Source organism: Mycolicibacter nonchromogenicus (genome assembly GCF_002101775.1).
Lineage (GTDB): Bacteria > Actinomycetota > Actinomycetes > Mycobacteriales > Mycobacteriaceae > Mycobacterium > Mycobacterium nonchromogenicum.
This window is the reverse complement of record NZ_LQPI01000059.1, coordinates 1-13301: the sequence shown is the minus strand read 5'-3', so window position 1 is coordinate 13301 and position 13301 is coordinate 1. Positions and strand designations below refer to the sequence as shown.

Here is a 13301-nt window from a genome sequence, read left to right as displayed (position 1 = left end):
CTGCGCGAGGTCGTGATCTGCGAGCCGGTTCGTACCCCCATCGGCCGGTACGGCGGGATGTTCAAGTCGCTGACCGCGGTCGAGCTGGGCGTCGCCGCGCTCACCGGACTGCTGGAACGTACCGGCCTGCCCGCCGACGCCATCGACGACGTGGTGCTGGGGCACTGCTATCCCAGCAGTGAGGCGCCGGCGATCGGCCGGGTGGTCGCGCTGGACTCCGGTCTGCCGGTGACGGTTCCGGGTATGCAGGTCGACCGGCGGTGCGGATCGGGATTGCAGGCGGTGATCCAGGCCGGCCTGCAGGTCGGCAGTGGCGCGCACGAGGTGGTGATCGCCGGCGGTGCCGAAAGCATGAGCAACGTGGTCTTCTACTCCACGGATATGCGCTGGGGCGGTGCGCGCGGCGGCGTGCGGGTGCACGACGGTCTGGCGCGCGGTCGAACCACCGCGGGCGGGCAGTACCACCCGGTGCTCGGCGGCATGCTCGAGACCGCGGAGAACCTGCGCCGTCAGTACCAGATCTCCCGCGCCGAGCAGGACGAACTCGCGGTCACCTCCCATCAGCGTGCGGTGGCGGCCCAGCGCAGCGGCGTGCTCGCCGACGAGATCGTCGGTGTCACGGTGCGCTCCCGCACCGGCGAGCAGCTCATCGACACCGACGAGCATCCGCGAGCCGACACCTCGACGGAGTCGCTGGCCAAACTCACACCGGTGCTGAGCAAGAGCGACCCGGAGGCCACCGTCACCGCCGGCAACTCCAGCGGCCAGAACGACGCCGCCTCGATGTGCGTGGTGACCACCCGGGACAAAGCCGAGCAGCTGGGCCTGACCCCGCTGGTGCGGCTGGTCTCCTGGGGGCTGGCCGGGGTCAAGCCCAGCGTCATGGGCATCGGCCCGGTGCCGGCCACCGATGTCGCGCTGGCCAAGGCCGGGCTGACTCTCGCCAACATCGACCTGATCGAGCTCAACGAGGCGTTCGCCGCTCAGGCCCTGGCAGTGATGGCGGAATGGAAATTCGGCGCCGCCGACCGCGACCGGACCAATGTGCACGGGTCGGGGATCTCGCTGGGGCATCCGGTCGGCGCGACCGGCGGGCGGATGCTGGCGACGCTGGCGCGTGAGCTGCACCGCCGCCAGGGGCGCTACGGACTGGAAACCATGTGCATCGGAGGCGGCCAGGGTTTGGCCGCCGTGTTCGAGAGGGTGGCGTGATGGCCAAGCTGTGCCAGACGTTGGGGCTCACCGAAAGCCAGGCCGAGATCGTCGCGGCGGTAAGGGCATTCGTCGACAAAGAGGTCATTCCCCACGCCGCCGAGTTGGAGCGTGCCGATGCCTATCCCCAACAGATCGTTGACGGCATGCGCCATTTGGGCCTGTTCGGCCTGATGATCCCGGAGGCCTACGGCGGTCTGGGCGAGTCCCTGCTCACCTACGCACTGTGCGTCGAGGAGCTCGCGCGCGGCTGGATGAGCATCTCCGGGGTGATCAACACCCACTTCATCGTCGCCTACATGCTGCGCCAGCACGGCACCGACGAACAGAAGCAGCGCTACCTGCCCGCGATGGCGACCGGCGATGTGCGCGGGGCGTTTTCCATGTCCGAACCCGAACTGGGCTCCGACGTGGCCGCCATCCGCACCCGGGCCACCCCCACCGGCGACGGTGACTACCTGATCAATGGCCAGAAGATGTGGCTGACCAACGGCGCCACGTCGAGTCTGGTGGCGGTGCTGGTCCACACCGACGAGGGGGCCGACACCCCGCACCGCAACATGACCGCGTTTCTGGTCGAAAAGCCCACCGGCTTCGGCGAGGTCGTGCCGGGGCTGACCATCCCCGGCAAGATCGACAAGCTCGGCTACAAGGGCATCGACACCACCGAGATGATCTTCGACGACTACCGGGCCAGTGCCGCAGACATTCTGGGCGGCACCACGGGCCGCGGCTTCTACCAGATGATGGACGGAATCGAGGTCGGCCGGGTCAATGTCGCGGCACGCGCCTGCGGGGTGGGCATCCGTGCCTTCGAACTCGCCGCCCGATACGCCCAGCAGCGCAGCACCTTCGGCAAGCCGATCGCCGAGCACCAGGCCGTGGCGTTCGGGCTCGCCGAGATGGCGACCAAGGTTGAGGCCGCCCACCTCATGGTCGTCAACGCGGCCCGCCTGAAGGATTCCGGCGAACGCAACGACGTGGCCGCGGGCATGGCGAAATACCTGGCCAGCGAATACTGCAACGAGGTCACCCAGCAGAGCTTCCGCATCCACGGCGGCTATGGCTACTCGAAGGAGTACGAGATCGAGCGCCTGATGCGCGACGCGCCGTTCCTGCTGATCGGCGAGGGCACCAGCGAGATTCAGAAGCAGATCATCAGCAAACGCCTGCTGGCCGACTACCGCATCTGAAGCGATGTCTGCTCCCGACTTCAGCTCCCGGCCGCAGTTGTCGGAAGCCGTCGCGCGCTTGGTTCGCCAGCGGATCTTCGACGGCGATTACGCCGCGGGCTCCTACGTCCGATTGGACCAGCTGGCAACGGAATTGGGCATCAGCGTCACTCCGGTGCGCGAAGCGTTGTTTGAGCTGCGCGCCGAGGGCCTGCTCGACCAGCAGCCGCACCGCGGGTTCGTCGTGCTACCGGTCACCAGGCGTGACCTGACCGATGTCGCCGAAGTGCAGGCGTTTGTCGGCGGCGAGCTGGCGGCGCGGGCCGCAGCCGGAATCACCGTGGAGCAGCTGAGCGAGCTCAACGAGATCCAGTCTCGCCTCGAGCAGGCCTACGCCGGCGATGACGAAGAGCGGACCGTGCGGCTCAATCACGACTTCCACCGGGCCATCAATGTGGCGGCCGCCTCTCCGAAACTGGCCCAGATGATGTCGCAGATCACCCGGTATGCGCCCGAGGCGGTTTTCCCGGGCATCGCCGGGTGGCCGGAGCGGTCCATGGCCGATCACCGGCGGGTGCTCGCCGCGCTGGCGGCGCACGATCAGCAGCTGGCCCGCACCGCGATGGCCGAGCACTTGGCGGCCGGCGTGATGCCGCTCATCGAGCATCTGAGCGAACGCGGTGTGGTGGGGTGCCAAGACGGCGACGCGCAGCCGGATCAGCGCCCGTCGGCGACGGGGACGTGAGACCGTATCAATCTATGCAGAACCACACCTACCTGACCTATGAAGAGTTCGGGCGCAAGTTCTTCGAGGTCGCGGTCACCGAAGAACGCGTGGCAGCTGCGTTCGCCGTCATCGCCGGCGACGAGTTCGAGATGCCCACCATGCGGCAGGGACCGGGCGGCATCGCCAAGGTCACCGCGAAAGTGCGGGTCCAACAGCCACGGGTGACGCGCGACGTGGGGGATCTGCTGACGTTCGAGATCCACATCCCGCTGGAGATCGACCTGCTCATCGACCTGCGTCTGGACAAGCAGCGGTTCACCGTGGCCGGGGACATCGCGCTGCACGCCACCGCGCGCGCCGCCGAGCCGCTGCTGCTGATCATCGACGTGCCCAAGCCGCGGTCGTCCGACATCACCGTCGAGGTGTCGTCGACGTCCATCCGCGGGGAGCTGCTGCGGATTTTCGCCGGCGTCGACGGCGAGATCCGGCGGTTCATCGCCAGCTACGTGACGACCGAGATCGACAGCCCGCAGTCCCAGCAGGCACAGGTCATCGACGTGGCCGAGCAGCTGGACACCGCCTGGACCGGCATCTGACGCACTCGGCGGCAGGCCCCTAGGGGTAGGGGATCGCGGGAATGGCCGGAATCGCCGGGATGGCGGGAATGGCCGGGATCGCCGGAACCGCGGGGATTTCCGGGACGGCGGGAGCAGACGGAACCCGGGGCGCTGCCGGAGCCGCCGGAGCCTGCTCGGCGGTGGGTTCGACGATCGGAGCGGCACTGGTGAGCGGTGCGTCCGGCAGCCCGGTCGGGGCCGTCTCCGACTCGCCGGCGCCGCTGCCGGCGGGCGGCGCTGCGGGTGCCTGGGTGAGCTCGCCGTGGTTGTCGTCCTCGGGCGCACTGTCGCAGGCGCCGCAGCCGGTCGCCACGGCACCGACCACGAGTCCCGCCGCCACCACCGACAGGACGCACTTCCCGATGCCGCGATTGCGCATGGATCTCCCCGAAGTTCGATTGCCTGGAGTCACCCTACGGCGCAGCGGCAGTATGCGGACCCCGAGCACCTTCCGCAGATGCGGCGTGGCCTGACAGCTGTTCCTGTCAGGCCACGCGAGCCGGCATCGGCGCAGATCAGATCGTCTGATGGCGACCGAAGAACTTGTGGTCCTCGCTGTAGCCGCCGTGGCCGCTGCCGATCTCTTTGTAACTCTCGACGAACTCGATGCCCTTGATCCATTTCACCAGCTTGTAGCCGTGCTGAAGCTCATTGCGCAGCCGCAGCGGCCGGCCGTGCATGTAGGGCAATGGCTGGTCGTTCATGTTGTAGGCCAGCATCGACATGTGGTGCCACATCTGGTCGACCGGGTGGGCGTTGTAGAAGATGCCGCCGGTGGCGCCCAGGCCCATCGAGTAGAAGATCGCCCACTTGGCCTGGGGCAGTGGTTTGACGATCTCCATGATCGTTGACATCGACACCCCGCCCCATTTGGCCACCCCGGACCAGGCCTGCACACACATGTGCTGGGTGATCTGGTCGTGGTACGGCAGGGCTTTGAGGTCTTCGAGCGAGAACTCCATCGGGTTCTCGACCAGGCCGTAGACCTTGAGCCGCCAGTCCTTGAAGTCGTTCGCCTCGTACTCTTTGTATTCGACGGTCTCGGGCAGCCGGCCGTTGCGCCAGTGGAAGGGGGAGATGTCGTCCTCGGTGAAGGTCCCCGGCTCGGGGTCGAGTTGTTCCAGGGCACGCTGGAACGGCCCGATCAGGGCATAGCCGACCTTCTGCACGACTCGTGGGTAGCGCAGGGTGAGCGGCGTGGCTGCGATCCACCCCACGGTGCAGATCACCGCCGCGACGCAGAAGACGTAGAAACCGGCGGGGCTGTGGCATTCGGGACCGGCGCCCTGGGCGCAGCCACGAGCGGCGAACATGTGGTTGAGATTGTCGAAGGCGTCGGTGGCGAACACCATCGTGACGTGCACGAGGATGAACAGCAGGAAGTAGACCAGCACCCCGAAGTGCAGTGACCGGGCGATCTGCAGGTTCAGTCGCATGCGCTTGCTGATCAGCCCCAGCCGCTGCGACAGCGCCGGCGACATTCCCAGGGCGGTGATCAACGCGGCCGGAGCGGCGATGAACACCGTGACGAAGTAGGAGATCAACTGCAGTGCGTTGTAGTTGGTCCAGGTGTGATCGTCGGGCCAGTCCAGCGAGGCGTACTGGATCATCACCGAGGCGGCGTGCGGGATGACGTCCCAGCTGGTCGGCACGATGCGGCGCCACTGGCCGGTGGTGAACAGCAAGACGTAGAACACTGCGCCGTTGAGCAGCCACAGCACGCCCACGCCCATATGCCACCAGCGGGCGAGACCGATCGAATGCCGGAAACCCGGCAGACCGAACTGCGCCGGCAGTGCGACGGTGTCGGCGTTGGCCGTCCAGTACGGGTCATCGGGAACCGGCGGCCCCACCCGCAGCCACTCGTCTTTTCCGGGGGTGGAGTTTCGGCTGAAGTACAGCCGCGGGTGGTCGCAGAGAATTTGGATCCCGGCCCGAATGATGAAAATCATCATGAACAGGTTGAAGAAATGCGTCCACCCGGCCCACGCGGGCAGCCCGTCGGCGACCGCGGTGGACGGGCTGCTGCCCGGGTACCGGGCGATGAAGGCCTCCACGCCCGGCATGTGCCGGACGCCCTTGCCGATGGCGATCGTCGCCACCAGCCCGACGAAACCGATGGGGATCAGCCACAGCAGGTTGAACCACTTGTCCCGGCCGACACGCAGATGCGGGGCGACCGCCCGCCGACTGAGATCGAATCCGCCCCCGTAGGTCTCGACGTCAACGGTGTCGTTGTGGTTCTTGTGAATCTCGGCCCGGTAGCCCTGCTCCAGCTCCAGCTCGACGTCGACGACGTCCGCGGAGTAGCCGACCGGCCGAGTTGTCTCTTTCGTTGCTGGTGAGGTTGCGGGACCTCGCGGGTCGAGCTGCCCTTCAGCACCCTGTCCTTCAATCGTGGTCACTTCTCCACGGTAGCGCGAAAAGGATCGTGACCCGATATATTGACATCAGATACGCAGCGTCCTGACAGGAAGCTCATTTACCGCATGTGCGGGTTTCACCATGTCGGCGCCGGCGGCCTGCCGGGGGCCGCTGCCCGGGGGAGCCAACCGGTGCGGCTCGGTAGTGGGGGCGAACAGAACGGTGAGCGCATCATCGTTTTGTGCTGAGCGAACTGACCAGGAACTCGCCTGAATCACGCGCTTAACAGATCGTTCATCTAACACAGTAATAATTCCGGCAAGAACGGCGAACCGCAGTTTCGCCATCGCCATCAGATTGCAATCTGCACCGCGGGCAGCAGTAGCGCGACACAGCTAGCATGCGCAGTGTAGATACGTGTGAGCAGGCAGGGGTAGATGAGGACCTATACGCGACCGGCACAGCGCCGTAATACGGCAGTGCGACCGGCGGGGCTTGGGGTGCGCCGTGGCTGACGAACAGCGGGGACCCGGATACGGCCTTGGGCTGTCGACGCGTACCCAGATGACGGGGTACCAATTCCTGGCGCGACGGACCGCGATGGCGTTGACCCGCTGGCAGGTGCGGATGGAAGTCGAGCCCGGCCGGCGCCAGTCGCTGGCCGTGGTCGCTTCCGTGTCGGCCGCCGCGGTGGTCTGCCTCGGTGCGCTGCTGTGGTCGTTCCTGAGCCCCTCGGGTCAGATGAACGAATCGCCGATCATCGCCGACCGTGATTCCGGCGCCCTCTACGTGCGGGTCGGCGGCACTATATATCCGGCGCTGAATCTGGCCTCGGCGCGCCTGATCGCCGGACGGCCCGACAACCCGCACAAGGTGCGTGCGTCCCAGATCGCCGAGCAGCCGCACGGCCCCCTGGTGGGAATCCCCGGCGCACCGTCGAACCTGCTGCCGACGTCGCCCTCGACGTCGTCGTGGCTGATCTGCGACACCGTCGCCAACGTCCAGGGTGTCGCCGGCGCGCCGTCGCCGGTGACCGTGACGGTGATCGACGGTGCCCCGGAGCTCAACGAGCGCCGCCGGGTGCTGGACGGGGCCGACGCGGTGGTGCTGCGCTACAACAACGAATCCTGGGTGGTTCGCCAGGGTCGCCGCTCGCGCATCGACGCCGCCGACCGGGCGGTGCTGCTGCCACTGGGTCTGACCCCCGAACAGGTCGACCACGCCCGCCCGATGAGCCAGGCGCTGTTCGACGCGTTGCCGGTGGGCCCGGAACTGGCGGTGCCCTTTGTTCCCGACGCCGGCCGCCCCGCGGCCTTCCCGGACGCCCCCGGCCCGGTGGGCATGGTGTTCACCACGCCGCAGCTGGCTGGGCCGCAACAGTATTCGGTGGTGCTGATGAACGGCGTGCAGACGGTCTCACCGGTGGTGGCCCGCATCCTGCAGAACGCCGGCGCCACCGGCGGCGGTGCGCCCGCGGTGGTGACGCCGCAGGAATTGGCGAAGATGCCGGTGGTCACCGGACTGGACCTGTCGGCTTACCCCGAGGGACCGCTTCAGGTCGTCGACATCAAGGAGAACCCCTCCACCTGCTGGTGGTGGGAGCGTTCCGTCGGTGACAGCCGGGCCCGGGTGCAGGTGGTGTCCGGCCCCACCATCCCGGTGCCGCAGAAGCAGATGAACCGGGTGGTGTCGCTGGTGAAGACCAACAGCGCCGGCGTGCCGGAGGCCGACCGCGTCTACTTCGGTCCGAGCTACGGCAACTTCGTCGCGGTGACCGGCAACGACCCGGATGCCTCCACGCGGGAGTCGATGTGGTGGATCTCGGCTTCGGGCGTTCGATTCGGGATCCCCGGCGATGACGAGCGCAAGGCCCTGGGCCTGGTCGGCGAACCGGCCCTGGCGCCGTCGGTGGCGCTGCGCTTGCTGGCGCACGGCCCGACCCTGTCCCGACAGGATGCCCTGGTACGTCACGACACCCTGCCAACCGATATGAGCCCAGCAGAATTGGCGGTGCCCAGATGAAACGTGGATACGCCCGGCCGACGCCGGAACGTGCGCCGGCGGTCAAGCCGGAAAACATCGTATTGCCCACCCCGCTGAGCGTGCCGCCGCCAGAGGGCAAGCCGTGGTGGCTGGTGGTGGTCGGCGTGCTCGTGGTCGGCCTGCTGGTCGGCATGGTCGCGATGACGGTGGCCAGCGGCTCCCGGATGTTCCTGGGCGCGGGCTCGATCTTCCCGATCTTCATGATCGGCGGCGTCGCGATGATGATGTTCGGCGGCCGCTTCGGCGGCGGCGCCCAGCAACTGAGCCGGCCCAAGCTCGACGCCATGCGTGCCCAGTTCATGCTCATGCTGGACCGGCTGCGCGAGTCGGCGGCCGAGTCCGCCGACAGCATGGACGCCAACTACCGGTGGTACCACCCCGCACCGTCCACGCTGGACGCCGCGGTGGGCACGGCGCGTATGTGGGAGCGCCAGCCCAATGGCAAGGACCTCAACTTCGGCTTGGCCCGCGTCGGCGTGGGCATGACCCGGCCCGAGGTCACCTGGGGTGAGCCGCAGAACATGCCGACCGACATCGAGCTCGAGCCGGTGACCGGTAAGGCGCTGCAGGAGTTCGGGCGCTACCAGAGCGTGGTCTACAACCTGCCGAAGATGATCTCGCTGCTGGTGGAGCCCTGGTATTCGCTGGTGGGCGACCGTGAGCAGGTGCTCGGGCTGATGCGCGCGATAATCTGCCAGCTGGCGTTCTCGCACGGACCTGACCACCTGCGCATGATCGTGGTGACTTCAGATGTGTCGCAGTGGGATTGGGTGAAGTGGATGCCGCACTTCGGCGACCCGCGCCGCCAGGACGCCGCGGGCAACGCGCGCATGGTGTACGGCTCGGTGCAGGACTTCGCCACCGAACACGCCGACCTGTTCTCCGGGCGTGGATCGTTCATGCCGCGCCACGCCAGCTCGTCGGCCGAGACGCCCACCCCGCACCACCTCATCATCGTCGACGGACAGGACCCGCAGTGGGAGTACGTCAACACCACCGAGGGCATCGACGGGGTGACGTTCTTCGACCTGACCGGCACGCCGGAATGGAACGTTCCGCAGCGGGTGCTTCGGATCGACGAGAAGGGCATCATCAACGCCCTGCCGCGTGACCGTGACACCTGGATGGTGATCGACGACAACGAGTGGTTCTTCGCGCTCGCCGACCAGGTCAGCGAGACCGACGCCGAACAGTTCTCGCAGCGCTTGGCGCACTGGCGCATCGCGGCGGCCTACGAGGAGATCGGCCAGAAGGTGTCGCACCACATGGGTGCGCGCGACATCTTGTCCTACTACGGCATCGAAGACGCCGGGCGGATCGACTTCGACGCGCTGTGGGCGAGCCGCAGCGATTCCCGCACCCGGGGCCGGCTGCGCATTCCGTTCGGAAACCGTTCCGACAACGGCGAACTGCTCTTCCTGGACATGAAGTCCCTCGACGAGGGCGGCGACGGGCCGCACGGCGTCATGTCCGGCACCACCGGTTCCGGTAAGTCGACCCTGGTGCGCACGGTGATCGAGTCGCTGCTGCTGGCTCACCCGCCGGAGGACCTGCAGTTCGTGCTGGCCGACCTCAAGGGTGGATCGGCGGTCAAGCCGTTCGCCGGGGTACCGCACGTGTCGCGGATCATCACCGACCTCGAAGACGACCAGGCCCTCATGGAGCGCTTTTTGGAGGCCATGTGGGGTGAGATCGCCCGGCGAAAGAGCATGTGCGACAACGCCGGTGTCGACGGCGCCAAGGAGTACAACGAGATCCGGACCCGGATGCGCGCGCGTGGCGACGACAGCCTGCCGCCGCTGCCGATGCTGGTGGTCGTCATCGACGAGTTCTACGAGTGGTTCCGCATCATGCCCACCGCGGTCGAGGTGCTGGACTCGATCGGCCGCCAGGGCCGTGCTTACTGGGTGCACCTGATGATGGCCTCGCAGACCATCGAGAGCCGCGCCGAGAAGCTGATGGAGAACATGGGCTACCGGCTGGTGCTCAAGGCGCAGACCGCCGGTGCCGCGCAGGCCGCCGGTGTGCCCAACGCGGTGAACCTGCCGTCCAAGGCCGGCCTCGGCTATTTCCGCAAGAGCGGCGAAGAGGTCATCCGTTTCCAGGCCGAGTTCCTGTGGCGCGACTACCACCGGGGCGGCATCCTCGACGACGAGGCGTTGCCGTTGACGCACGCCGTCGACTACATCCGGCCGCAGCTGTTCACCACCGAGTACACGCCGCTCGAGGTCAGCGTGAGCAATCCGGAGCTCGAGGCGGCCGACGAGCTGGTGGCGATCGACGTCAAGCCGGCGACCCCGGCCGAGGAGCCCGTCGAGGTCGAGGAAGAGGACTTCATCCGGACGCCCAAGGTCGGCACGGTCATCATCGACCAGCTGCGCCAGATCGACTTCGAGCCCTACCGGTTGTGGCAGCCGCCGCTGGACATCCCGCTGAGCGTGGACGAGCTGGTGAACCGCTACCTGGGTCACCCGTGGCAGGAGGGCTACGGCACCCGTCGGGACCTGGTGTTCCCGATCGGGATCATCGACCGGCCGTACAAGCACGACCAGCCGCCGTGGACGGTGGACACGTCCGGGCCCGGCTCCAACGTGCTGATCCTGGGCGCCGGCGGTGCGGGCAAGACGACCGCTCTGCAGACCCTGATCTGCTCGGCGGCGTTGACCCACACCCCCGAACAGGTCCAGTTCTACTGCCTGGCCTACAGCGGCACCTCGCTGACCACCGTTGCCGGACTGCCGCACGTGGGCAGCGTCTGCGGCCCGACTGACCCCGACGGGGTGCGTCGTACGGTGGCCGAGCTGCTGGCGCTGGTGCGGACCCGCAAGCGCAGCTTCCTGGAGCACGACGTGGCCTCGATGGAGGTCTTCCGTCGGCGCAAGTTCGAAGGTGCCCCGGGCCCGGTGCCCAACGACGGGTTCGGCGACGTCTATCTGGTGGTCGACAACTACCGGGCGCTCTCGGAAGAGAACGAGGTGCTCGTCGAGCAGGTCAACGTGATCATCAATCAGGGGCCCTCGTTCGGTGTGCACGTGATCGTGACCGCCGACCGGGAGTCGGAGCTGCGCCCACCGGTGCGAAGCGGGTTCGGTTCCCGCGTCGAGCTGCGACTGGCCGCAGTCGAGGACGCCAAGCTGGTGCGTTCCCGGTTCGCCAAGGACGTTCCGGTCAAGCCGGGACGTGGCATGGTCGCGGTCAACTACGTCCGCCTCGACAGCGACCCGCAGTCCGGTCTGCACACTCAGATCGCACGGCCCGCAATGGGAGACACCAGCGAGCGGGTGTTCGAGTCCGACAGCGTGGCCGCGGCAGTCAGCCAGGTGGCGGTCGGCCGGGTGCGCCCGGTGCGCCGTCTGCCGGCGCGGTTCGGGCTGGACGAGGTGCGCGCCGTCGCGGCCAAGGACCGCCGCGAAGGAGTCGGTGCGGGCGGTATCGCCTGGGCGATCTCCGAACTGGACCTGCAGCCGGTCTATCTGAACTTCGCCGAGAACGGCCACCTGATGGTGACCGGGCGCCGCGAATGTGGCCGCACCACCACGCTGGCCACCATCATGAGCGAGATCGAGCGGCTCTACGCACCGGGATCCAGCACCGCGCCGGAGCCCAACCCGGACGGTCGGCCCTCGGCGCAGGTGTGGCTGATCGACCCGCGCCGGCAGTTGCTGACCACGTTGGGGACGGACTACGTCGAGAAGTTCGCCTACAACCTGGACGGCACCATTGCGCTGATCAACGACTTGGCCACCACGCTGGCCAACCGTGAACCCCCGCCGGGGCTGTCAGCCGAGGAACTGCTGTCGCGGGCCTGGTGGAGTGGACCGGAGATCTTCTTGATCATCGACGACATCCAGCAGTTCCCGCCCGGCTTCGACTCGCCGTTCCAAAAGGCGGCGCCGTGGATCAACCGGGCGGCCGACGTCGGCCTCCACGTGATCGCCACACGCACGTTCGGCGGCTGGTCGTCCGCGGGTGCCGACCCGCTGCTGCGGGCCCTGCACCAGGCCAATGCGCCGCTGTTGGTGATGGACGCCGACCCGGACGAGGGCTTCATCCGCGGCAAGATGAAGGGTGGCCCGCTGCCTCGTGGCCGAGGCCTGCTGATGGCCGAGGACACCGGTGTGTTCGTTCAGGTCGCCGCCACCGAGCTGCGGCGGGCGCCGACCCAGGAGCGTGCCACGACCCCGACGGGCTGACCCCCCGACCCAAGCCAGCAACCACTGTGACGCCAGTAACAAGTCGCAGTGGTTGCTGGCTTTGTTACACGTGCCTGAGGACAAGCGAATTACCCGTGCCGTGTTTCGAATAGTGGCGTTATGGCCGTAGGTATCGGTGCGGTTAACGCGGGCGGATTCCACTGAAAATCGCAAGTTTGTGTTTTGCCTGTTTGGGGCCATTTCCGGGGCGCCGGCGCGGAGTTACGGCCGTCACATTGTTACCTCAGGTGAACACTTGTTATCTGCAGATGAACACTTAGCTTCCTGGGTTCTCCGGGGTGGTTTGACCCCTTACGATCGACACCAGAGAGATTGCTGAGAAGCAATCTAGAGGAGGTACGAATGTCGTTCGTGAATACGCAGCCCGAAGCGTTGTCAGCGGCCGCTGCGACTCTCAGCGGTATCGGTTCGGCACTGAACGCGCAGAACGTCGCGGCCGCCGGCCCGACCACCGGCGTGGTCCCGGCCGCCGCCGACGAGGTCTCGGCCCTGACCGCTGCGCAGTTCATCGCACACGCCTCGATGTACCAGCAGGTCAGCTCGCAGGCCGCGGCAATCCACGAGATGTTCGTCGCCACCCTCAATGCCAGTTCGACCTCCTACGCCGCCACCGAAGCAGTCAACGCCGCTGCAGCGGGGTGATCAGGAACCAACCGCCTACCGGCTGGGGGCTGATGGAAGGGGAACAAATTCATTCGTTCAAAGGCCGGTAGCCGGTTACCGAAGTAACCGGCGCAGTAATCCGTCCACTACGAGAAACAGTCAGCAACAAACATCAGAAAAGGAGAAAAATCATGGCAAGTCGTTTTATGACCGACCCGGACGCGATGCGTTCGATGGCGGGCCGCTTTGATGTGCACGCCCAGACCGTGGAAGACGAGGCTCGTCGGATGTGGGCGTCGTCGACCAACATCTCCGGTGCCGGCTGGGGTGGTCTGGCGGAGCGGACCTC

The 13301-nt window shown here is 67.1% G+C and carries 11 protein-coding genes; 8 read left to right on the top strand and 3 right to left on the bottom strand.

Features of this window, described 5'->3' with window-relative positions:
- From AWC18_RS15890 to AWC18_RS15875, 4 genes are read left to right on the top strand one after another with little or no spacing between them, the layout of a single operon-like run.
- Positions 1–1212 carry an acetyl-CoA C-acetyltransferase gene (locus tag AWC18_RS15890; protein ID WP_085139360.1) on the top strand — a complete coding sequence of 404 codons (1212 nt, stop codon included), beginning with the start codon at positions 1–3 and terminating at the stop codon, positions 1210–1212.
- Complete coding sequence (locus AWC18_RS15885; protein ID WP_064997135.1) at positions 1212–2405, top strand: acyl-CoA dehydrogenase family protein; 1194 nt, start codon at positions 1212–1214, stop codon at positions 2403–2405. The genes AWC18_RS15890 and AWC18_RS15885 overlap by 1 nt, the downstream gene beginning before the upstream one ends.
- A gap of 4 nt (positions 2406–2409) precedes the next feature.
- Positions 2410–3129 carry a GntR family transcriptional regulator gene (locus AWC18_RS15880; protein ID WP_085139347.1) on the top strand — a complete coding sequence of 240 codons (720 nt, stop codon included), beginning with the start codon at positions 2410–2412 and terminating at the stop codon, positions 3127–3129.
- A 14-nt stretch (positions 3130–3143) separates the two neighbouring features.
- Complete coding sequence (locus AWC18_RS15875; RefSeq protein WP_085139346.1) at positions 3144–3707, top strand: hypothetical protein; 564 nt, start codon at positions 3144–3146, stop codon at positions 3705–3707.
- Between the two features lie 19 nt (positions 3708–3726).
- On the opposite strand, the gene AWC18_RS15870 is transcribed toward AWC18_RS15875, so the two are convergent.
- The 3 genes from AWC18_RS15870 to AWC18_RS21500 all read right to left on the bottom strand — a co-directional run bounded on the left by AWC18_RS15870 (position 3727) and on the right by AWC18_RS21500 (position 6439).
- Entirely contained in the window at positions 3727–4107 is a 381-nt protein-coding gene (locus tag AWC18_RS15870; protein ID WP_085139345.1) for a hypothetical protein, read from the bottom strand.
- Positions 4108–4243: 136 nt separating this feature from the next.
- The gene (locus tag AWC18_RS15865; RefSeq protein ID WP_085139359.1) at positions 4244–6010 is read right to left on the bottom strand and encodes a molybdopterin-dependent oxidoreductase; all 1767 of its coding nucleotides are present in this window, start codon (positions 6008–6010) and stop codon (positions 4244–4246) included.
- Positions 6011–6178: 168 nt separating this feature from the next.
- Positions 6179–6439, bottom strand: coding sequence for a hypothetical protein (locus AWC18_RS21500; protein WP_133055001.1), 261 nt, complete (start codon positions 6437–6439; stop codon positions 6179–6181).
- Between the two features lie 160 nt (positions 6440–6599).
- Here AWC18_RS21500 and eccB point away from each other — a divergent pair, with 160 nt between their 5' ends.
- From eccB to AWC18_RS15845, 4 genes are all read left to right on the top strand, one after another.
- Entirely contained in the window at positions 6600–8114 is a 1515-nt protein-coding gene (eccB, locus tag AWC18_RS15860) for a type VII secretion protein EccB (protein WP_085139344.1), read from the top strand.
- On the top strand, positions 8111–12328 hold the full coding sequence (gene eccCa / locus AWC18_RS15855; RefSeq protein ID WP_085139343.1) for a type VII secretion protein EccCa: 4218 nt from the start codon (positions 8111–8113) through the stop codon (positions 12326–12328). The genes eccB and eccCa overlap by 4 nt, the downstream gene beginning before the upstream one ends.
- 363 nt (positions 12329–12691) lie before the next feature.
- Entirely contained in the window at positions 12692–12991 is a 300-nt protein-coding gene (locus AWC18_RS15850) for a PE family protein (RefSeq protein ID WP_064997129.1), read from the top strand.
- A 152-nt stretch (positions 12992–13143) separates the two neighbouring features.
- Positions 13144–13301: WXG100 family type VII secretion target (locus tag AWC18_RS15845; protein WP_207504736.1), on the top strand; the 158-nt coding region annotated here is incomplete at its 3' end.